The sequence below is a fragment of the Amycolatopsis pittospori genome (genome assembly GCF_013870525.1).
GTDB classification, from domain to species: domain Bacteria; phylum Actinomycetota; class Actinomycetes; order Mycobacteriales; family Pseudonocardiaceae; genus Amycolatopsis; species Amycolatopsis pittospori.
Genome location: NZ_JACBXD010000016.1, coordinates 64924 through 85324, shown reverse-complemented (window position 1 = coordinate 85324; position 20401 = coordinate 64924). Strand labels below are relative to the sequence as shown.

Below are 20401 nucleotides of genomic sequence, written 5' to 3'. Positions count from 1 at the left end.
GGCCGGTACGGAGCACAATCCCCTGTAGCTCAACTGGCAGAGCATTCGGCTGTTAACCGGAGGGTTCTTGGTTCGAGTCCAAGCGGGGGAGCACAGAGTTCCTTCAAAAAGCCCAGGTCCTGGACCTGGGCTTTTTTGCTACCCCTGGGCAGGGGCGATTTAAAACGTCACGTTGGGGTAACCGTGCGTTGCCGTGTCGTGCCCGGCTACCTCCGGGCACGACACGGTGAAGCGTTCCAGCTTGATTCGCCCTGGTCTCGGGTGGCGGCCGCTAGGGGAATCCCGATGCTCGAATAGGGACGGCGACCCGGGGCTACAGGGTCCCGTCGAACACGACAGTGCCGTTGGCATCGCGCGCTTGAATGTGGATATCCGGCTGGAACGGGTCGCTCACGTCTTTCGGAACGAAGGCTGCGAAGGTCCCGTCGACCACATCGGTCGTCGAGGTCAGGCCGGAGCCGAAGTCACAGGTCACCGTCACCGCCTTCGCCGGCAGCAGCGTCCCGACGAACGGTGTCCGGGAAGTGGCCCGGGTACCACCATCTTCGACAGCGCCCAGGGTCTGTATCGAGATTCTCCTTGGCTTCTCCGGCGGGAGCTCGAAATTGTCTTGGTAGACGTGCATCTTCATCCGGCCGGGACGCCGCGGGTCCGGAACGGTCGTGCACGCCAGGCTCCGGTCGCCCATCCGGCCGAGAACGACCTGATAACCGTCCTTGTCCAGCAACGCGCCCGGCCTATAGCCCGCCGCGTCGGAGACGGCGTCCACCGCACCGGACAGGCACGCGCCCAGCGCACGTCCCGCGGGCGAGGTCCGGTCGGCCGGGGCGACCGGGCGATCGATGGCCGAAAGCAGCGGCGCCGGAGCCGGCGGCAGGCTCGTGGTCGTCGCTCCGACGGCGTCGTAGACGGACAGTTCCGTCTTGGCGGGGGCGGTCCAGGAGAACGAGACGAACTGTTGTGTCAGAGGCGAAGCTTCCACGACGTCCCCGTTGCTGAAATCCTCCGCCTGGAACGCGAGACCCGCACCCCGCAAGGCCGGATCGAGCACCCCGCCGATCAGCCCGTTCGCGCTCTGCAGGAGCAGCCCGGTGCGGGTGCCCGGCACATACGCGGGGGCGGCGTTCGGGTCGGACAGGGTAACGGAGGTCAGCGTCGTCTCACAGAACATCGGCTTGCCCGCCGCCGTCGCGGCGACGACCGAAACACCCAGCTTGAGGTCGGTGAACACGGGTACCCAGTCCTCACGCGGGGGCACTCGGTCCGTCTTGGCGGCGGCCCGCACCGCGGCCCAGCAGCGGTCGAGCGAGGACGTCGCCAGCTTGACGTCCAGGTTGAGCCCGCCGGCGGCCGGCTCGGGGCCGGGGTCCGTGCCCTGCTGCCGGAGCAGCTGAGTCGCGACGGCGGCGCCGGAAGCGACGAGAACGACCGCCGCCGCCGCGGCGTACCAGGCGCGCGCCGTCCGCCGCGGGTTCGAGATCCCCTCGCGGACGGCCGAGCGCATCCGGGTGCGGACGTCGTCCGGCATCGCCTGGCGAGGTGGGTACACGGGTTCGCCGCTCATTTCTCCTCCAGCAACGTACGCAGCCGGGCTCGTCCCCGGGAAAGATGGGCGCGGACGGTGACCTCGGCGATGCCGAGAAATTCTGCGGCGTCGGCGATGCTCACCTCGGCGGCCAGGCAGAGTTCGACGACTTCGCGCTGCGATTTCGGCAGTGAGCGGACGGCTTCGGCGATTCGCCCCAGCCGGCGCTGGCCGTCGATCTTCTCGGCCACCGAATCGGCGTGGTCGGATACGGCGGGCTGGGCCGGGATCTTCCCGAGCAGCCGCAGCCGTCGACGGGCACCGCGGTGCTCGTCACGGGCGACGTTGGCCGCGACCGTGTAGAGCCACGGCAGGGCGCTGTCCCGCACCAGGGTCACCTCTGCCCGCCGCCGCCAGGCGATGAGGAAGGTCGTGGACGCCAGGTCCTCGGCGCTGCTCCACGAACCGGTCAGGCGGTACGTGTAGTTCCACAGAGCCTCGGCGTGCCGCTCGAACAATTCACTGAACGCCCCCTCGTCGCCGTCGGCCGCGCGGGCCCACAGTTCCCGGTCACCGGTCTGTTCCACCGGTACCCCCACCCCGATCGCATCACCGCTCACGCCCTGGTTGTGGCCGGCACCGGCCGGACGTTGCGCGCAACTTTCCAGGTCGGAGGAGCCATATCGAGCCATGATCATGGAACAGGCCCGGACGACGGGCAACCAGGCGACGTCCTGGCGGCTGCCCCTGTCCGTAGCGGTGCTCTCGGCGGTGGTGTTCCTGCTCGCCCGTCCGCATTTGATCGACGACACGTTCATCACGCTGGCGTACGCGCGCAACGTCGCCTTCCACGGCCACTGGGGCCTGCTCGCCGACGCGACGTCGAACACCGCGACGTCGCCGGCGAACGTGCTCATCCTGGCGGCCCTGACCATCTTCGTCCGCGACGCCGTCTTCGCCGCCGGAGCGTTGTTCGTGCTGTGCCAGGTCCTCCTTGCCCTGGCGTTGCGCAGGCTCGGCTCGGCGGCGGGACTGCCGTCCGGGTTCCCTGCTCTGACGATCGCCGCGCTGACCGCGAACCCGCTTCTGCTCTCGTCGATCGGGCTCGAGGTCACCCTCGGTGCGGCGGTTCTGGGCTGGCTCACCGTGTTCGCCGTCGAAAAGAACCCGTTCGCCTTCGGTTTTGCAACCGGCCTGCTCGCCCTGGTACGGCTGGACCTGATCGTGTTCGCGGTGGTGCTCGCCGTCTTCCTCCGGCCCGGCGCGGGACGCGCACTGCTCGGCGCCGGGCTGATCACGCTGCCGTGGTTCGGCTTCAGCTGGGTGGTGCTCGGCGCCGCGGTGCCGGACACCGTCGTGATCAAGACCCTCCAAGGCGCACAACATGCCTGGGGCGCCTGGAACTTCGGCAACGGCCCGCTGTTCTACGCGCGGACTTCGCCGGTGATGGCGGCGCTGGCGTTCCTGCCCGCCGTACTCGCTGTCCTCGCCGTGGTGACACTGGCCATCCGGCGGCGCACGATCCCCGCCGGGCTGCGGCCGTTCGCGCTGCTCGCCCTCGGCGGCCTGCTCTACCACTTCGGTTACGTGCTGCTGACGGTCCCGCCCTACCACTGGTACTACGGCCCCGGCCTCACCGCGGCGACCGTTTTCGTCTGTGCCGTAGCGGTTTCCCAGCGGATCCTGCTCGGCGGGATGCTCGCGCTGATCGTCGCGAGCCTGATCGCGTATGCGGCCGTCGGGCTTCCCCGCACGTACGCGCCGTTCACGTCGAACTACACGTCGAGCGCGCAGTACGCGCGTATCGGAGCAGAACTGGGAACGCTCACCGGAGGCCGGACAGTCGGCAGCGCGGGAGAAATCGGCATCCTCGCCTACACCTGCGGCTGCCCGGTCGTCGACGTCTTCTCCGACCGGGGCCTGCTGCCGGCCGCGATCGAGGCGCGCGGCAAGGAGAACCGCTGGACCCGCGCGATACTCCGGGTGAACTACGCCTTCTTCGACTTCGACGTCCGGCCACGTCGTCCCGAACTCGTGCTGCGCCGGCTGGCGGTCCCGCCGCCGGACGCGCTCGCGCACTGGACGCTCTACGCGCCGACACTCGGAAAGCAGGAGCTGTACCTGGTGCCGAACAAGGAGTGAAAGCCCGAGCCTGCCCGGAAGACCTCCCGGGACGCCGGGGGGGGGGGGGGGAGTCACTCGTCGACTTGCCGGGGTCGTGAGTGATAAGGGTCGTTCTAACCCTCTTCATCACTCACGACCCTGCACAAAGCGTCCTGAGCGGAATGCCGGTTCAGCAGACGGTCGAAGAGTTGTAGATGTACACGGCGGAGGCCTTGTCGTTCAGGGAGGGCGGCGGGTGTTCGCTCCCGAGGCCGGCGCCCATGCAGTAGTAGGGGTTCGGTGTGCCGCTGACGTTGACGAACCAACGGGCGTCGTAAGCGGACCGGTTCTGCCACGAGCTCATCTTGTCGTTGAAGTCCAGATCGGGCAGGTAGTGGTAGCGTCCGCGGACGTTCGAGGCCCACATGTCGCCCCGCAGGTCGTCGTGCTCGAACAGGCACACGTATCCGCTCGGGCACTGCACGGCGGCCGCGCCGGGTTCCCGGATGGTCAGGCGGGTATTGCCGCCGTCCCACAGGATGGTGTTCCCTTCCACGGTCCATCCCGGTTCGAGCCGGTCCAGCTGAATTCCGGCGGCGGCGAACCGGGCGAACGGGTCCGTCTCGGACGCGGCGGCCGAGGTGGTCGCGGCCAGCGACAAGACGGCGGCGGCGACGCCGACGGCGATGGACAGCCTTCGGGCGGTGGCACGGAGTTTCATGGGATCCCCTCCTGGACGGCGCGGCGGACACCGCGCCGTCCAGCAGTGTTCTGGTCGCCGCTAAGGAATCGCTGATCGTCGTCCTTAGCGGAGCGTGTCCGCTAGGGTGGTCGTGTCAGACAACCAGCGTCGGTTGGAAGGTGGAGCACGCTGGCCGTTCCGGCATGCCCGTTCGGCGTCATGGACGCCCCGGGGATGCCTCGGCTAGAAGGATGTTCCCTATGTCGAAAACCGTCGACGCCGCGATAGTCGGTGCGGGTCTTTCCGGTTTGGTCAGTGCGTACCGGCTTCAGCGAGCCGGGGCCGACGTCGTCGTTCTCGAAGCGAAGGACCGTGTCGGCGGGAGGCTGATGACGTCGGCCTCCCGGTCCGGGATCGGCGTCGATTCCGGCGGCTCGTGGGTCGGGCTCCGGCAGCAGGCGGTGCTCGCGCTGCTGGAGGAGTTCGGGATCGGTTTGGTCCCGCAGTACGCCGACGGCGTGAACCTGCTGCGGATCGCCGGCCGCGAATATCGTTACCAGGGCGAGATTCCGCGGTTGCGGCCGCACGAAATGCTCGACCTCGGCCGGGCGATGTGGGTGCTGGACCGGATCGCGAAGCGGCTCGGCGCACCGCCGTGGACGGGTGATTTCGCGGCTCGCGTGGACGAGCGGTCCCTGGGTGCGTGGATGCGGCGCAACGTGCGCACCGCCGCGTCGCGCTTGGTCCTGGAGATGGTGACCGCCGCCAGTTTCGGTTGCCGCCCGACGGAGTTGTCGCTCCTCACGTTCTCCGCGCACGTGCACGGCAGCGGTGGACTCAGTGATCTCATCGGGGTGTCCGACGGCGCACTGGCCTATCGGATCGCGGGCGGAGCCGCGGCCCTGCCCGCCCGGCTCGCGGAAAGCCTCGGAGACCGGGTCCGGCTCGGCCACGCCGTCACCGGAATCGAGCGCCATGCCGATCACGTGATCCTCACCGGTCCCGGCCGTCCGCCGGTCCGCGCACGACGGGTCATCGTCGCGGCGGATCCCGCCACCGTGGCGTGCATCGCTCATCGTCCGGCCCTGCCCGCCGGCCGCGCCGAACTGCAACGACGCTGGCAGATGGGATCCGGTATCAAGGCACACGTCGTCTACCGGCGGCCGTGGTGGCGTGAGCGGGGACTGACCGGCGCGGCCATCACCGACGCCGGAACCGCGCGGATCACCTTCGATGTCAGTCCACCCGAAACCGGGGAAGGCGTCTTGACGACGTTTCTCGGGCTGCCGGTGAGCGACGATCCGGCGTTGCTGGCTCCCGAGGCGGGGGATCGGCGACGTCAGCGGGTGCTCGAAGATCTCGCCGCGTTGTTCGGGCCGGATGTCTGGACCTTCGAGGACTACATCGAAAAGGACTGGACGCGGGAATCGTGGCAGTCCGGTTGCCTTCTCCGGGTGCCGACCGGGGTGCTGTCCGTCGGCCGCCCGTGGCTCACCGAACCCGTCGGCGCCCTTCACTGGGCAGGCTCGGAAAGCTCCCATTTCGGGGAAGGCCATATGGACGGGGCCGTGCGTGCGGGCACTCGCGCCGCGGAGGAGGTGCTCGCCGAGCTGGCGTTGAAGCAACTCAGGACGTGATCGTGTCGATCAGCCTGTTGTAGCGGAGCCTTAAGGCGCGTTCGACGGCGGAAAGGGCTCCGGCGACGGCCATCGTGATGGTCGCCCACCGGGGCAGGTGGATCGGCGACGTGAAGGTGCCGATGTGCTGAGCGACGGCGGGGACCTTGGTGATGGCTTCGATCCCGGCGAGGAGGCTGACGGCGAGCGCGGTCAAGAGGATGACGAGGGACACCGCGCCGACGATCGCGCTGGTGCGGGGAAACCGTCGACCGAACCGTGCTCGCAGTCCTTCTTGGGAACGGTGGTGGGGGCGCAGCGCGCGCTCACCACCGTCCTCGGAGACGAAGTGCATGCGCTTCAGCCCGAACGCGCTGGTGGCGACTTCGATGACGCCGCCGGGCACCGGGAACGCCGCCGGGAGATTGGAGCGGTGGATCTGGACACCGTCGCGGTACAGCGCGGCAGGGCTCTTCCCGGATGCGTTTTCGTGCTGCTGCTTGGTTTTCGCTTCGGCGAGGTGCCGGACGTCGACCGCGTACACCTCGTTGCCGCCCGTGGGGCCGGTGGAGTCGAGGAAGAACAGAGAACGGGAGAACAGTTGCCAGCGGCGGTATTCGGGGAGTGGGCTCAGGTCCCCGGGTTTGACCTTGCCGAGTTGCCAGCGTCTCTTGAGCTTCGTGATCATGTCCGTTCCTCTTCCGGGGCGGTGAGACCGAGAAGTGCGTTCATCCGCTGCAGGACGTCGATCTGGGCCGGGTTGTAGAGCTCCACCAGGCCGTGGAGGATGACCGGTTCGGCGAGGGCCCGTGACGTCGCCACGTCCTTCAGGAAAGGGCGCGCCTCGAACTCGTGACGCGCGGCCGACGCGAGCCCCTCGGCCACTCGTTGCCTCGTGGCGTCGTCGGCGTCCGCGGGGAGTGTGTCGAATTCGGCTTGTGCCGGTGGGCGGGGCGCCGTGTTGAGCTCCTGCAGACCGGCCATCGCCTTCGGATCGAGCACTCGCGAAAACAGCATCAACAGCGAACGTTCCGTCTCCGGCAGGCCGTCGGTTTCGCCGTCGTACCCGTAAGGCAGATCGATGAGGCTGCGACGTCGCAGGATCAACGCGAGCTCCTTCCTCATCCGCTGTTGTCGTTCGATGCTCGCTTCCAGCTCCGCGTCCAGCGCGCGCAGCGTCTGTTCGACACCGTCGTCCGATTCCTCCATGGCCGGGATGTCGGACGGCTGGATGCCCAGGTCGACGAGCCGCCGGATCCGCAGGAGCCGGACCAGGTGCTCGACGCGGTACCGCTTGTACCCGTTCGCCGCCCGTTCGGGCTCGTCGAGCAGCCCGATCCGGTGGTAGTACCGGACGGTCTTCAGCGTCGTGCCGGCCAGTTCCGCCAGCTCACGTGTGCTCCAAGCCATCCATCGCATTGGACACCGTGCCCCTGGGGCACGGTCAAGCGTCTCGCTCGTTCGAGTGCGCGTTGTGTACTCGGGCAGTGGCGAAAGCGCGTTCGGGCAAGGATGCCGCCGGGTGGGCCGGTGTATCGGCGGCAACTGTCCTACGATGCCGTAGCGGCACCATGTTGATGTTCTTTTCGGCAAAAGACCTGGTAAATCGGCCGCCGGTGACCACAGAACCAGACCGAGTCGAGGCGGCGCATGCAACCCCATCTTGAAGCAGGCGAGGACTTCACCCTCCTCCTGGAACGCGAAGCCAGGAAACTCCAGGAGAAAGCCGAAGCCCTGACCGCCGCGTTCACCGCGTCCGCCGCCACGGCGCGGTCCGCGGACGGCTCGGTGACGGTGAAGGTCGAGGCCAACGGCTCGCTGAGCTCCATCGAGTTCGGCAACCGGGCGTGTGCGCTCGGCCCGGCCCGGCTCTCCGCGCTCGTCATGCAGACCGTGCGCGAAGCCCAGCGCAAGACCGCGGCGAATCTCATGGATTCGTACGTCGGGATCAACGGTGACGACCAGGCCGCGGAGCTGGTCCGCACCTTCATGCCGAAGGTGGAGGACGCCGAGGAGGACGTCCCGGCGAACCCGGAGCAGGACAAGTGGGCTCCGGAGGCGCACCACGAGGACCGGCCGCCGCAGCCGGGCCGTCCCGTGCGCCCGCCGAATCCGCCGGCCTCGCGACCCCGGCCTCCCGCCGCTCCCGACGACGACGAAATGAGGCCGTGGTGAGCGGATTCGATGTCACGACGGACGCGCTGAAGAAGTACGGAACCCACCTCGACCAGCTCGAAGAGGCACTGAAGAAGAGCGCCGACATGGTGGGCAGCTGCGTCGCCGACCCCGGGATCTTCGGCATCTTCGGCGGCCAGATCTACGGTGCCGGCGCGAGCATGCACTGCGGGAAGGCGCGGGACCACCTGAACGACTACTCGGGGAACGTGAAGGAGTTCTCCGACAGGGTGCGCGACGCCGCGAAGAAGTACGAAGAGAACGAGCAGGAGTCCGAGAAGTTGATCACCGCCGCCGGTGACGGTATCGAGGATGTGAAGGTCAAGTGAGCGACGAGTACCACCGCGGCGATTTCGGCAACGGCACCGGCGTCCACGCCGACGACTTCAAGGACGAGAAGAACAACTTCGCGGGCGGGGGCGACACCGCCGGCGCCGGGTTCTTCGATTCGGCGTTCGGGCTGAAACGAGCCGTCAACGAGGGCGACAGCCTCAGCATCGGCATGGCGTCGGTCGGCATGGGGATCGACATCCTCGGCATGGTCCTCGACCCGGTCGGCTCACTGCTCACCGCCGGTATCGGCTGGCTGATCGAGCACCTGGTCATCTTCCGCTGGCCGCTGGACTTCCTGATGGGCGACCCGAAGGGCATCGAGGCGGCCAAGGCGGCGATCTACGCCGAGGGCAAGACCGTGCGGCAGTGGTCGGAAGACCACGCGAAGGCCACCAAAGACCTCATGGCGAACTGGCAAGGCCCGGCCGCCGACAAGTTCCGGACCGACATGGAAGGCGTCTCGGCCCAGATCGACGCGCTGTCCGACTACGTCGATTTCGCCGGCAAGCAGATGGGGATCGCGGGTGCCCTGATCGGCACCGTCCGCGGCATCGTCCGGGACATCATCGCGATGACCCTGGCCGGCATCATCAAGGCCGCGATCATCGCGGTCGCCTTGGCGCCCATCACCTTCGGCGGCTCGATCATCGCGGCGATCACCTCCACGATCGCCCAGGTCGCCGTGGCGATCGGCAAGATCGCCTCGAAGATCGCCGACGTCGCCAAGCAGCTCGCCCAGATGCTCAAACTGCTGGCCAAGACGCGGGGGAAGGCCGACGACGTCGTCAAGCTGACGCTCGGCGGCAACATCGACAAGATCAAGGTGCCCAAGCCTCAGCCGCACACCCCCAAACCGCCGCCGGGTGACGCGCCCGGCGGGCCCAAGCCGATCGAAGGCCCGCCCGGGAAGAATCCGCTGTCCACGGCGAAACCGGACAAGCTCGGCGACATCGCCACCTGGGTGGTGCGGGACAAGCTGTCGAAGATGCCCGACGCCACCCCGGAGCTGATGAAGAAGTTCGACTACTGGTGCAGCATGCCGATGCCGGAGCTGGTCAAGCGGTTCGGCAAGAGCGCGGAAGCGCTCGAAAAGGCGGTCAAGATCATGAGTGACCCGACCTACGGCGCACCGGGGCTGGCCGGGAAGATCATCATCGACACGATGAAGGCCGTCCCGCCCGCCGTGAACGAGCCCGCACCGGAATAGTCATCGGCAGCTCGCCGTTCATCGCCCGGCGAGCTGCCGATCGTGCACCCGGCGCAGGAACAAGAGGGAAAGCACCGCGCCGCACAGGCAAAGGAACATGTCCCACTGGGTGTCCCAGACATCGCCTTGCGTGGCGAGGAAATCGTCCGCGCCCGACCCGGCGACGAGTGCGCTGAACCATTCCACGAACTCGAAACAGGCGCCGATCGCCAGGCATACGCAGACGGTCAGGAACGAGACCCAGCCGCCCGGACGCAGCGGCGTCCGGCGCAGGAGCACCTCGCGTACCGCGATCGCGGGGACGAAACCCTGGACGAAGTGGCCGAGCCGGTCGTAGTTGTTCCGCTGCGTGCCCAGCCATTCCTGCACCCATTCCCCGAGCGGGGTCTCCGCGTACGTGTACTGCCCGCCGTAGCACAGCACGAGCGCGTGAAGCACCAGCAACCAGCAGAGCAACCGGGTCAACGGAAAGCGTCGGCGCAGCGCGATCACCAGTGGCAGTCCGATCAGGACCCAGACGACTTCGAGGAACCAGGTGCCGAGCGACTTCGCCTGGATGCCGGTCGCCACGAGTGCCGCGAGCACCACGCCGGCCAGGAGCATCCCTTCGGTCCGGCCGACTCCTCGCACCATGGGAAAACCGTACAGCGACAAGGACAACGCCGCCGGTTACCGGGGTTCAGGTCCGCCTCGCCGCACCGGCGGCGGCCAGCAACGCGACCGCGAACAAGACGTACGCGCCGAGCAGTCCGCCGGCCGAGCTCAAGGTGCCGCCGATGGCGCGACCCAGGAGCTGACCGATGCATTCGGCCGTGATGACCGCGGTGGCGAGTTCGGTGGCGGTGAAGCCGCTCGCGCCGGCGGTGGTCGCTCTGATGTACAGGCCGGGGTAGGCGAGGCCGACACCGATTCCGGCCACCGCCCACGCGGCGAGCACCACGGCGAACGATCCGCCGACGGCGAGTGCGACGGCCAGCACGGCCGTGCCGAGGGCGGTGATGCTCAAGCCCGCCACGGGAAAACGTCGTGCCGAGGTGAACTGGGCGGCCAGCAGGCTCGTCACCGCCCAGCCGAGCGGGGCGGCGCTCAGGACGATCGCGGCCTGCCCGAGGCCCAGGTGGAAACCGCTCGTCAGCAGGACGGTGATCAGGCTGTCCGCGCCGAAATAGCCGATCGCGAACAGCACCATCGCGCCGAGCGCGGCGGGGGTCCCGGGCCGCAGGCGGGCGGTTCCCGCGGGCAGGATCGCGATCATCCCGGCCACCGTGATCGCCGCGCCGACGAGCGCGACCGGCCACGATCCCGTGCTCAGCACGACGACCGCCGCGCCCAGCGGGACCAGCAGTGTCCGCCCCAGCGGCCGGGCGGCCTCGGCGGGAGGATCGTCGCGGACGGCACGCACGACCAGCAACCGTCCGAAAAGGACGAACGGAATCGGTAGCAGCAGGGTCCAGCGCCAGCCCACGAGATGTTCCAGGCCCAGTGTCGCCGCCGGGCCGACCAGAGCGGGCACGATCCACATCGCCGACGACGCCGCGACCACGCGGAGGCGTAGCCGTTCGTCGAGATGCCGGATCGCGGAACTGATCCCGAACACCGCGAGCAGGCCGCTGGCGAGCCCGCTGGAGAACTGGCCCAGCGCGAACATCCACGCCGTCCGGGCGGTGGCGGCCAGGACGAGCCCGCCGAGGTACGCGAGCATCCCGGCGGCGAGGGTGCCGCGCGCGCCGAGCCGCCCCAGGACCCGGCTCGCCAGCGGAAGGGCGACGAACAACCCCAGGCTGGACCCGGCGATCAGGAGTCCGAGGTCGCTTTTCGCGTCCAGGTCTACGGTGACGATCGGCAGGAGGGTGGAGCCGACGAAGCCGGTGACGGCGGCCGCGAATTCGAGCGCGACGATCCCGGCCGCGAGGACCAGCGATCCCGTGCGATGCGTGAGCCGGCCACCGCTCACGTATAGAGCTCCCGGTCGTAAAGGTTGATCTGCACCCACACCCCGTCGGGATCCTGGACGCGCATCGAGTGCCCGAAGCCTTCGTCGGTCACCGGGTCCGGTGCGAATCCGGCTGCCCGCAAGCGCTCCGCCACTTCTTCCAGAGGTTCGTCGGCCTCGAAGGCCAGTTCACAGCGACCGACGTCCTCGGCGGACCCGCGGTGGAGGGCCAGCATGCCGCCGCCGGCGGGCATTTCCAGCCACCCGCCCGGGCGTGACGACGGCCCGGCCCGCAGGCCGAGCGCCTCGTAGAACCGCGTCAGGGCCGCGACATCCGAGCTGTAGCGGATCGGCATCACTCGCATCACGAGGGTTCCTCACTGGTGGTCCGGCTCTGGCCCAGGTAGTCCTCGAGGACGCGCTCGACGAACGAGGAGAGCGATTCGTCCGCGTCGACAGAGGCGTGCTTCACCCGCCTGATGAGGTCGTTCGGCAGGTAGACGCTGAATTGCCGTTTGGCGGCCGGGGTCATGCCCACATGCTAGCAAATGAGCATGCCCGCATGTGTGCATCTTCTGGGAGCAGGTCGGGCAGCTTGCCAAGATCCTGAGCCAGGACGCCGAAGACTTCGGCCCGGTGCCCGAGCCCGGGGTGGCATGAGCCCCAAACGCAACGACGACGTGCCGCCGCCCGCTGTCGATGGCGAATGGCCCTGGCCGGCCACAGGCAGGAGAAGGCGCCGGAACCCGCCCCTGCCGGGTTCCGGCGCCTTCAGCGCCCGTCACTCACCTTCGCCAGGTGGGACGAGGCGTCGTACGGCACCATCGAATCCGGTGCTGTACAGGCTCGCCGGGTCCCAGCCCGGTCCGGCGCCGAAGCGCACGGACGAGCCGAGGTGGACGCCGGTGGCGATCGCGCAGGTCGAGCCGGACTCCGGATCGACGCGGTAGACGATGCCGTGTTCCCCCGCGGTGTAGAGCCGTCCGTCGGGGCCGATGGTCAGGTCGTCGATGATGTTCAGCGGCCACGGTGCCTGGAGCCGGATCTTCTTCGCGGGTGCGGAAGGGTTCGCGAGGTCGATCCCGGCGATCTGGAAGTCCGGGCCGCCGGTGTTGGCGACGTACAGGGTGCGGCCGTCGTTGCTGACGACCATGCCGTTGGGACCGAGCAGATCGGGACCGTACCGTTCCGGCGCTGACGGATTCTCCTCGCGCACCAGCCAGAGTCCGCGTTTCGGGCCGATCAGGGTGCTGATCACCGCGTCACCGTTCGGCAGCACCGTGCCGCCGTCGGGCATCGTGAGATCGGTGGCCCACGTCCGTCGCTTCCCGGTGCCGAAGTCGTAGATGTCGATGGTGCCGGTCTTGAGGCCGAGCGTGCCGTCGACCGTCAGGTGCCCGGTGTTGAGGTACAACTCGTCGCCGCGGACCGTGAGCGCGCCGGGGCCGCGGACCGGCAGCAGGGTGCTGACCGCGCCGTCGGGTGTCACACGCTCGATGGTTCCGGTGCCCGCGAACAACGTCCGGGACACCAGGAGCCCGCCCCGGCCGTCGAAGGCGAGATTCTCCAGTGGCAGGCCGAGTCCGGTAGCGACGGTGCGGACCTGCCAGGGCACGCAGTCCTGGGCCGGGGCGGCGACAGCGGTGCTCGGTGCGGTGAAGGCCGCCGCCGCGATGACGGCGGCCGCGACGACCCCTCGAAGGCGTCCGGTCATGAAGTCCTCCCGCAGTTCCCGGCGGTCGGGACGCCGTGCAGTCGTTGGCTGATCCAGGAGACGGCGTAGGGCACGCTCGCGAGGGCGTACGTGATGTGTTCGGGCACGTTCGACAGGTGGTACTCGACGTTCGCGCCGCGCGCGCACCAGTCCGCGACCGAGCCCCGGTTGTATTCGGGCGAAACGATTTCGTCGAAGCGGGACTGCTGGACGAGGACCGGACCCTTCGGCGCGCGGGTGCCGACGTAGTTGTCCGCGAGCACCGCGTCGACGTCGGCGTTGTGGTAGATGTCGAACCGGGTGTAGTCGTTCACGCGCTGGAACGGGTTGCCCGCGACCAATTCGACGACGCAGTCGTCACCGATCCGTTCCGCCAGCTGCTTTCCCTTGTCGTTGAACGGGTCCAAAGTGGAGTATTCGCGGGACAGGCCGACCATCGCGGCGAGCGCGAATCCGGAGAACGGGCCGCCGTCGATCCCCTCGACGGTCTTGCGGAGGTCACCGGTGAAAGCGTTGGCCACCCAGGCTTTCACGTCCAGTTCGGGTGCGTAGGCAGGCTGTTCCTGTGCCGCCCACGCGGTGGCGTGCCCGCCGCCGGAGTAACCCCAGGCCGCGACCGGCGCGGCCGGGCCGAGACCGGCTTCGGGCAGGGCCAGCGCCGCGCGGATGCCGTCGAGCGTCGCGCGTCCCGCCACCTTGCCGGCGATCCACGACATCCGGGGGCCCTGGTAGTCGGTCTGGATGGCGACCCAGCCGTTGAGCAGCGCGGTGGCCACCGCGCTGGAGTCCTTCTGCAGTCCGGTCCGCAGTTCGTACGACGGATTGCAGTGCGTGCCGAGGCTGTCGATCGCGCTCTGGTAGGACAGCAGCGTGCGTTTGCCGCTCGCGGGCGCGGTGAGCGGCACCATGATCGTGCTGACCGTCGCGATCGGCCGGTCGGCGACGTCGGTCGAGCGCACCAGTACCTGGTAGGCGCGGACCGGGGTGGGGATGAGGTAGGTGCTGACCTTCACTTCGCGTTTGCGGAGGACGGAGCCCGGCGGTCGTGCCTCGAATCCTGCGGGCGGGCGGTAGAACGGATCGTCGTCGGGCCTCGGGATCGCTGTCTGCGTCGAGGGAGCCGCCGACGGTGCCGCCGTGGCGACCCCGGCCCCCGTCGCCAGCGAGATGATCATGACGCCTGCCAGCATCATCGATCGCAGTACTGGTCTGGACTCCATCGCTCCTCCTTGAGCACGCGCCAAACTAATACATGTGTATCAATTTTTCTGATACAGGAGTATCGATCAGAGCCCAGGAGTGTGTCAACGATCACCGAACGTGAGGGTGATCGGATTACGGCTTCGCGTCCGGGATCGGGAGGCTGGTCTGACGGCGCAGTTCGCCGGGGTCCGTCACGAAGGCGAGGAAAAGTCCTTGTATCGAACGGTTCGTGAGCTCGAGGTCCGCTTCGGTCGGCTGCGGATTGGCCAGCCGGTGCAGGGCCAGGCCGTCCAGCAAGGCCATGAATGCCTTGGCTGCCTGCCGGGAATCGGCGACGCCGAGCGACGCGAGCAGGGGGGCGGCCGACGCTTCGAAGGCGCTCATCGCCTCGTCGACCACGGTGCGCATGGCCGGGTTCCGCGCGGCCTCCATGTACAGCTCGTACTGGGCGACGGTCACGCCGAATTTGCCGGCCACGAGGGCGTTCGTGAGCCGCTCACCGATGTCCAGCACGGACTTCGCGCCGCGCACGACGTCCGCGAGCAGGACTTGGACGATCTCGATCCGCTCGTGGATGTGGAAGCGCAGCGCCTCCGCGATGAGCTCTTCGCTGGTCGCGAAGTAGTAACCGGCCGCGGCCTGGGGCAGGCCGGCGCTGGCGGAAACCGCGCGGTGGGTCACCGCCTTGACGCCGCTGTCGCAGATCAGCTGCATCGCGGCGCGGAGCAGCAACTCCCGGCGCTCCCGGCTCCGTGCCTGCTGCTTGCCGCGACTACCGGTCATTGACTTCCCCTTCGGTCGAACCGATACTAGCGTATCAATCTAACTGATACGTTTGTATTAATCCTGGGAGAGCGCATGGGAGACGGCGTCCACCGGTCCGGGCGGCTCGGCGCGGCCGAACTGCGAGAGATTCCCAGTCTGTGCCAGGTTTTCCAGCACACGGTCGCGGAGTTCGGCGACGTCGTCGCGCTGCGGACGCCGGACGACGCGGTGTCGCTCACCTGGCGGCAGTACGGCGAACGAGTGCGGCGCTTGGCCGAAGGGCTGCACGCGCTCGGTGTCCGGCCCGGGAACACGGTGGCGCTCATGTTGACCAACCGGCCAGAATTCCATCTTGTCGACATGGCGGCGATCCACCTGGGCGCCATCCCGTTCTCGGTGTACAACACCAGTTCCGCCGAACAGATCGAGTACCTGTTCGCGAACGCGGAGAACCGGATCGTGGTCTGCGAGGAACAATTCCTGCCGCGGGTGCGGAAAGCGGACCTCGTCGTCTGCGTGGACGGCGCCCCCGAGGGTACGGTTTCCCTTGCCGAACTGGAAAAAGCCGAGTCGCCGGACTTCGACTTCGCCGCCTCGTGGCGCGCCGTCGGCCCGGACGACGTGCTGACGCTGATCTATACCTCCGGCACCACCGGACCGCCCAAGGGTGTCGAACTCACCCATCGCAACCTCGCCTACAGCATGGGCGCCGCGCTGGAATCGCGCGACATCGCCGACGCTGTCGACAACGGGCGCGTGCTCTCGTTCCTGCCGGACGCGCATCTGGCCAACCGGTACTTCGCGCATTACTTCCCGGTCGTCTCGGCGGCGACGATCACCTGCGTGGCGAACCCGAAAGCCGTCGTGGCCACGCTGCCCGCCGTCCGTCCGACGGTCTTCCTCGGTGTCCCGATGCTCTGGTACAAGGTCAAAGCCGGGATCGAACAGGCCGTCGCGGCCCAGCCCGGTGTCCGGCGGAAGCTCGCCGAATGGGCACTTCGCGCCGGCCTGTCCACGGTGCGCGATGAGCGGCCTTCCGGCTGGTCGCGCTTGCGGCATCGGCTGGCACGCCGGCTCGTCCTCGACCGCTTGCTCGCCAAGATAGGGCTGGACGCCTGCGTGATCCCGATCAGCGGCGCCGCCCCGATCGCGGTCGACACGCTGGAATTCCTGATGGCCGTCGGGCTGCCGGTCTGCGAAGGCTGGGCGATGTCGGAGACCTCGGTCCACGGCACGCTCAATCCGCGTCACGCGATCCGGCCCGGCACCGTCGGCAAGGCCCAGTACGGCGCCGAACTCCGGCTTGCCGACGACGGGGAACTGCTGATGCGCAGCCCCGCCCTGATGCGCGGCTACCGGAACGACCCGGAGCGGACCGCCGAGGCGATCGACGCCGACGGCTGGCTGCACACCGGCGACATCGCCGCCATCGACGACGACGGCTACGTGTCCATTGTGGACCGCAAAAAGGAACTGATCATCAACGCGGCGGGCAAGAACATGTCGCCGTCCAACATCGAGAACGCGCTCAAATCGGCGGGCGCCCTGATCGGTTCGGCGGTGGCGATCGGCGACCGGCGTCCCTGTGTGGTCGCGTTGATCACCCTCGACCCGGATACGGCCGCGGCCTTCGCCGAGCGCCACGGCCTCCCGGCGGATCCCGCCACACTGTCCGCGCATCCTTTGCTGCGTCAGGAGATCGCCGATGCGGTCGAGCGGGCCAACGGCAGGCTCTCCCGCGTCGAGCAGATCAAGGAGTTCACCGTGCTGCCGGTCCATTGGGAACCGGGTGGTGTCGAGCTGACGCCGACGATGAAGCTCAAGCGGGCGTCGATCGCGGAGACCTATGCCGAGGAGATCGACGCGCTCTATCGGTCGTGAGGTGTCGGCAGTCACAGCCAACTCGCTAACTTGTTTAGCGACTAATCTAGTAAGCTTCTTGGTATGACTTCATCCGGCTCGTGGCAGGTCGAGTTCCCCGGCGTGGGCAACGCGGTGATGGAACGCCTGCAAGAGGTGGGCACGCTGACGCGAGTCATCGAGAAGCGCCTGAGCGGGGCCCTGGGGATCAACGCCACGGACCTCGCCGCGATGGAGCACCTCATCAGCGAAGGGCCGCTGACGGCGAAGGATCTGGCTGATCGGCTGCGGGTTTCGACGGCGGCGAGCACGCATGTCGTCGACAGGCTCGAAAAAGCCGGGCACGTCGTCCGCCGCCCGCACGCCACCGACCGTCGCAAGGTGCTGGTCGAGCCGGTCCAGGAGTCGGTGACCAGGATCTTCGGCCATCTCCAGCCGCTGCTCAGCGGTCTGGAAGGCCTGGTCGAAGCGCTGGGCCCCGAAGGCCGGGACGTCGTCGAGAACTTCTTGACCGGTGTCGTGGGGTTCTACACCGGCACCGCGGATTCCCTGCCCGAGAGCTGACCCCGCCCTTCCCCTGACCGGTGCGCGAGCCGCCCCGGTGTACGAACGCGCCCGAAAACGGCCGCGCACCAAGGATTTTGGAGTGAACGACATGTCCGTGACCCAGGAGAAGACGTCTCCGAAAGCGGTGTGGTGGCTGCTGGCCACCGTGCTCGTCGTCGAATTGATGGACCTGCTCGACTCGACGATCGTGAACGTGGCGGGCCCGTCGCTGGAACGGTCGCTGGGCACGAGCCCGGTCGGGCTGCAGTGGGTGATCGGCGGTTACGCGCTGGCCCTCGGCGCGGGCCTCGTCCTGGGCGGACGGCTCGGCGATCGCTTCGGGCGCCGTCCGATGTTCCTGTTCGGGCTCGTGGCCTTCACCGCCGCGTCGCTGCTGTGCGCGCTCGCCCCGAGCATCGGCCTGCTGATCACCTTCCGGCTGGTGCAGGGTGTGGCCGGCGCGATGATGCTGCCGCAAGGGCTGGGAATCCTGCGCGACAACCTCTCTTCCCGCGACCTCACCAAAGCGCTCGCCGTCTTCGGGCCGGTCCTCGGACTCGGCGGGGTGCTGGGCCCGGTGCTGGGTGGCGCGCTCGTCGATTGGGACCTCTTCGGTCTCGGGTGGCGGCTGGTCTTCCTGGTCAACGTCCCGGTCGGGCTCGCGGCGCTGGCGCTGGCCTGGCGGCTGGTCCCCGGCGGCGCCGGAACGCGCACCCTGCGCGTGGACATCATCGGGGCGGTACTCGTCGCGGGTGCTTCCGCGTTGCTGGTCCTTCCGCTCAACGAGGGACAGGCGTCGGGATGGCCTTTGTGGACTTGGCTTTCGCTGGCCGCCGCCGCGATCGGCTATGTGGCGTTCGCGTTGTGGCAGCGCCGGATCATGCGGCTCGACCGTGCCCCGCTGGTCACCCCGGCGCTGTTCGGCAAACCCGCGTTCACCGTCGGGCTGGCTGCGGTCGCGCTGTTCTTCGGCGGGCTGATCGGGACCCAGCTGGTACTGACGTTCTTCTTGCAGATGGGACAGGGATTCACCGCCGGGGAGGCCGGGCTGGGCAACCTGCCGGTCGCGCTGGGCACCGCCGTCGGCGGCGGGATCAGCGGAGGACTGCTCGCCGCGAAACTCGGTCGCGCCGTCCTGCAGACGGGCGCCGTCGTCCAGTTCGCCGGTGTCGCGTGGCTGTGGCTCGCCTTGTCCGGCGAGGGTGAGTTCACCATCTGGCGGATCGTGCCCGGCGGTGTCGTCGCCGGGATCGGCGCGGGCATCGTGATCGCCGCGGTCTTCAACACCGTGCTCGGCGCCGTCGCCGACGACGAGGTCGGCTCCGCGTCCGGAGTGCTGACAGCGGTTCAGTCCATCGGCGGTTCGGTCGGTGTCGCGGTGTTCAGCACCGTGTTCTTCGCCGATGTCACCCGGCCCACGGAGAGCTTCCGCGACGCGCTCGTGGTCCAGGCGGTGGTCATCGGGTTGTTCCTGCTCATCTCGCCGCTGTTCCCGCGCCGAGCCCGGCCCGACGAGGTCGAAGCCGCCGCCGAGGCGACCGTGGGTGCCCGATGAGCGAGGTCCTGATCTCCGGCGGCGGTATCGCCGGACCCGCGCTCGCCTTCTGGCTTCGCCGCCATGGCCTGACCTCGACCGTGATCGAACGGGCGCCGGAGCCACGCCTCGGCGGGCAGACGGTCGATCTGCGCGGCGCCGGCCGCACCGTCATCGAACGGATGGGCCTGGAGCAAGCCGCGCGCGACCGCGTCACCCATGAGGAGGGGCTGCACTTCGTCGACGATCTCGACCGTGTCCGGGCGTCGTTCGGCAAGGACGCCCTCGGCGGCGACGGGTTCGTCACCGAACTGGAGATCCTGCGCGGCGAACTCGCCGACCTGCTCCACCAGCGAACCCGGGAAGAGACCGAGTACGTCTTCGGCGACGAGATCACCGGCCTGACCGACACGGGTGACGGCGTGGACGTCACCTTCCGCTCCGGTTCCGGACGGCGTTTCGACCTCGTCGTTCTCGCCGACGGCCTGCGGTCACGGACCCGCGACCTCGTCTTCGCCGACATCGCCCGCACGCGCTCGTTCGGGCTCTACACCGCCTACTTCACCATTCCGCGGGCGGAATCCGACGGTCAGTGGGCCCGGTGGTACAACGCGCCCGGCCGCCGCGTCGTCCTTCTGCGGCCCGACAACCAAGGCACCACGCGTGCCTCGTTGTCCTTCCTGCTGCCGAGGCCGGGGCTCGACCGGTTGCAAGCCCCGGCGCAGCAAGAGTTCCTGCGCGGTCACTACGCGGACGCGGGCTGGGAGACCCCGCGTGTACTCGACGGAATGAGCGGCTCGCCCGACTTTTCCTTCGAGTCCGTCGGCCAGATGCGGCTGGAACAGTGGTCACGCGGCCGGATCGCGGTGGTCGGAGACGCCGCCTACTGCGCCTCGCCGCTCAGCGGCATGGGCACCAGCCTCGCCCTCGTCGGCGCCTACGTTCTCGCCGGAGAACTCGGCCGTCACCGTGGCCACCTCGACGCCTTCCGTTCCTACGAGACGATCATGCGGCCCTACGTCGAACAAGCCCAGAAGGTCCCGTGGATCGCGCCACGGCTGGCAGCACCCCGGTCGCGTGCCGGGATCCGCTTCCTCCACACCGTCACCGGTCTCGCGGCCGGCCCGAAGGCCGGCCGCGTCGCGGCTCGCTTCACCAACCCGCCCTCGGAGGCCATCGACCTGCCTCGTTACGAGGAGCGCTGA

Annotated in this window: 21 protein-coding genes and 1 tRNA gene; 10 read left to right on the top strand and 12 right to left on the bottom strand. The window is 68.6% G+C overall.

Translation table 11 applies throughout. The annotated features are described in order from the left end of the window. Positions 1-18: 18 nt before the first annotated feature. Positions 19-91 (top strand) — tRNA-Asn (locus H5J31_RS12015). 222 nt (positions 92-313) lie between these two features. Here the strand turns inward: H5J31_RS12015 and H5J31_RS12010 are convergent. Further along, complete coding sequence (locus H5J31_RS12010) at positions 314-1564, bottom strand: hypothetical protein (RefSeq protein ID WP_181772596.1); 1251 nt, start codon at positions 1562-1564, stop codon at positions 314-316. Further along, positions 1561-2112: an RNA polymerase sigma factor gene (locus tag H5J31_RS12005; RefSeq protein WP_181772595.1), complete on the bottom strand. Its 552-nt coding sequence runs from the start codon at positions 2110-2112 to the stop codon at positions 1561-1563. Before H5J31_RS12005 ends, H5J31_RS12010 begins: the two co-directional genes overlap by 4 nt. Positions 2113-2215: 103 nt before the next feature. Between H5J31_RS12005 and H5J31_RS12000 the strand changes: the two genes are divergently transcribed. After that, positions 2216-3667: a hypothetical protein gene (locus H5J31_RS12000; RefSeq protein ID WP_181772594.1), complete on the top strand. Its 1452-nt coding sequence runs from the start codon at positions 2216-2218 to the stop codon at positions 3665-3667. 151 nt (positions 3668-3818) lie between these two features. On the opposite strand, the gene H5J31_RS11995 is transcribed toward H5J31_RS12000, so the two are convergent. Further along, positions 3819-4349 carry a peptidase inhibitor family I36 protein gene (locus tag H5J31_RS11995; RefSeq protein ID WP_181772593.1) on the bottom strand — a complete coding sequence of 177 codons (531 nt, stop codon included), beginning with the start codon at positions 4347-4349 and terminating at the stop codon, positions 3819-3821. A gap of 221 nt (positions 4350-4570) precedes the next feature. Here H5J31_RS11995 and H5J31_RS11990 point away from each other — a divergent pair, with 221 nt between their 5' ends. Next, positions 4571-5947 (top strand): flavin monoamine oxidase family protein, encoded by a 1377-nt coding sequence (locus tag H5J31_RS11990; RefSeq protein WP_181772592.1) that lies wholly within the window; start codon positions 4571-4573, stop codon positions 5945-5947. Here the strand turns inward: H5J31_RS11990 and H5J31_RS11985 are convergent. Both H5J31_RS11985 and H5J31_RS11980 read right to left on the bottom strand, forming a co-directional pair. After that, positions 5937-6614 (bottom strand): hypothetical protein, encoded by a 678-nt coding sequence (locus tag H5J31_RS11985; protein WP_207897888.1) that lies wholly within the window; start codon positions 6612-6614, stop codon positions 5937-5939. The two genes, H5J31_RS11990 and H5J31_RS11985, sit on opposite strands and share 11 nt — an antisense overlap. Then, the gene (locus H5J31_RS11980; RefSeq protein WP_181772591.1) at positions 6611-7336 is read right to left on the bottom strand and encodes a MerR family transcriptional regulator; all 726 of its coding nucleotides are present in this window, start codon (positions 7334-7336) and stop codon (positions 6611-6613) included. Before H5J31_RS11980 ends, H5J31_RS11985 begins: the two co-directional genes overlap by 4 nt. Before the next feature lie 240 nt (positions 7337-7576). On the opposite strand from H5J31_RS11980, the gene H5J31_RS11975 reads away from it, so the two are divergent. Genes H5J31_RS11975 through H5J31_RS11965 form a run of 3 tightly spaced genes read left to right on the top strand, consistent with a single transcriptional unit; the run spans position 7577 to position 9641 of the window. Then, a complete protein-coding gene (locus H5J31_RS11975; RefSeq protein WP_181772590.1) occupies positions 7577-8101 on the top strand; it encodes a YbaB/EbfC family nucleoid-associated protein in 525 nt (174 codons plus the stop codon). Beyond that, positions 8098-8430: a type VII secretion target gene (locus H5J31_RS11970; RefSeq protein ID WP_328701459.1), complete on the top strand. Its 333-nt coding sequence runs from the start codon at positions 8098-8100 to the stop codon at positions 8428-8430. The genes H5J31_RS11975 and H5J31_RS11970 overlap by 4 nt, the downstream gene beginning before the upstream one ends. Then, positions 8427-9641, top strand: coding sequence for a WXG100 family type VII secretion target (locus H5J31_RS11965; protein WP_181772588.1), 1215 nt, complete (start codon positions 8427-8429; stop codon positions 9639-9641). The genes H5J31_RS11970 and H5J31_RS11965 overlap by 4 nt, the downstream gene beginning before the upstream one ends. Before the next feature lie 18 nt (positions 9642-9659). Here the strand turns inward: H5J31_RS11965 and H5J31_RS11960 are convergent, their stop codons facing one another. From H5J31_RS11960 to H5J31_RS11930, 7 genes are all read right to left on the bottom strand, one after another. Then, entirely contained in the window at positions 9660-10274 is a 615-nt protein-coding gene (locus tag H5J31_RS11960) for a DUF2238 domain-containing protein (protein ID WP_181772587.1), read from the bottom strand. Between the two features lie 46 nt (positions 10275-10320). Beyond that, positions 10321-11595, bottom strand: coding sequence for an MFS transporter (locus H5J31_RS11955; RefSeq protein ID WP_181772586.1), 1275 nt, complete (start codon positions 11593-11595; stop codon positions 10321-10323). After that, the gene (locus H5J31_RS11950; RefSeq protein WP_181772585.1) at positions 11592-11939 is read right to left on the bottom strand and encodes a VOC family protein; all 348 of its coding nucleotides are present in this window, start codon (positions 11937-11939) and stop codon (positions 11592-11594) included. The genes H5J31_RS11955 and H5J31_RS11950 overlap by 4 nt, the downstream gene beginning before the upstream one ends. Next, on the bottom strand, positions 11939-12106 hold the full coding sequence (locus tag H5J31_RS11945) for a CopG family transcriptional regulator (protein ID WP_181772584.1): 168 nt from the start codon (positions 12104-12106) through the stop codon (positions 11939-11941). Before H5J31_RS11945 ends, H5J31_RS11950 begins: the two co-directional genes overlap by 1 nt. Before the next feature lie 249 nt (positions 12107-12355). Beyond that, on the bottom strand, positions 12356-13288 hold the full coding sequence (locus tag H5J31_RS11940) for an SMP-30/gluconolactonase/LRE family protein (protein ID WP_181772583.1): 933 nt from the start codon (positions 13286-13288) through the stop codon (positions 12356-12358). Further along, on the bottom strand, positions 13285-14508 hold the full coding sequence (locus H5J31_RS11935; protein ID WP_236004952.1) for a lipase family protein: 1224 nt from the start codon (positions 14506-14508) through the stop codon (positions 13285-13287). Before H5J31_RS11935 ends, H5J31_RS11940 begins: the two co-directional genes overlap by 4 nt. A 115-nt stretch (positions 14509-14623) precedes the next feature. Continuing rightward, the gene (locus H5J31_RS11930; RefSeq protein WP_181772582.1) at positions 14624-15274 is read right to left on the bottom strand and encodes a TetR/AcrR family transcriptional regulator; all 651 of its coding nucleotides are present in this window, start codon (positions 15272-15274) and stop codon (positions 14624-14626) included. A 75-nt stretch (positions 15275-15349) separates the two neighbouring features. On the opposite strand from H5J31_RS11930, the gene H5J31_RS11925 reads away from it, so the two are divergent. From H5J31_RS11925 to H5J31_RS11910, 4 genes are all read left to right on the top strand, one after another. Next, entirely contained in the window at positions 15350-17137 is a 1788-nt protein-coding gene (locus H5J31_RS11925) for an AMP-dependent synthetase/ligase (protein WP_181772581.1), read from the top strand. 63 nt (positions 17138-17200) lie between these two features. Continuing rightward, positions 17201-17680, top strand: a complete 480-nt coding sequence (locus H5J31_RS11920; RefSeq protein ID WP_181772580.1) for a MarR family winged helix-turn-helix transcriptional regulator — start codon at positions 17201-17203, stop codon at positions 17678-17680. A gap of 91 nt (positions 17681-17771) precedes the next feature. Next, positions 17772-19217 carry an MFS transporter gene (locus H5J31_RS11915; protein WP_181772639.1) on the top strand — a complete coding sequence of 482 codons (1446 nt, stop codon included), beginning with the start codon at positions 17772-17774 and terminating at the stop codon, positions 19215-19217. Then, positions 19214-20401, top strand: a complete 1188-nt coding sequence (locus tag H5J31_RS11910; RefSeq protein ID WP_181772579.1) for an FAD-dependent monooxygenase — start codon at positions 19214-19216, stop codon at positions 20399-20401. Before H5J31_RS11915 ends, H5J31_RS11910 begins: the two co-directional genes overlap by 4 nt.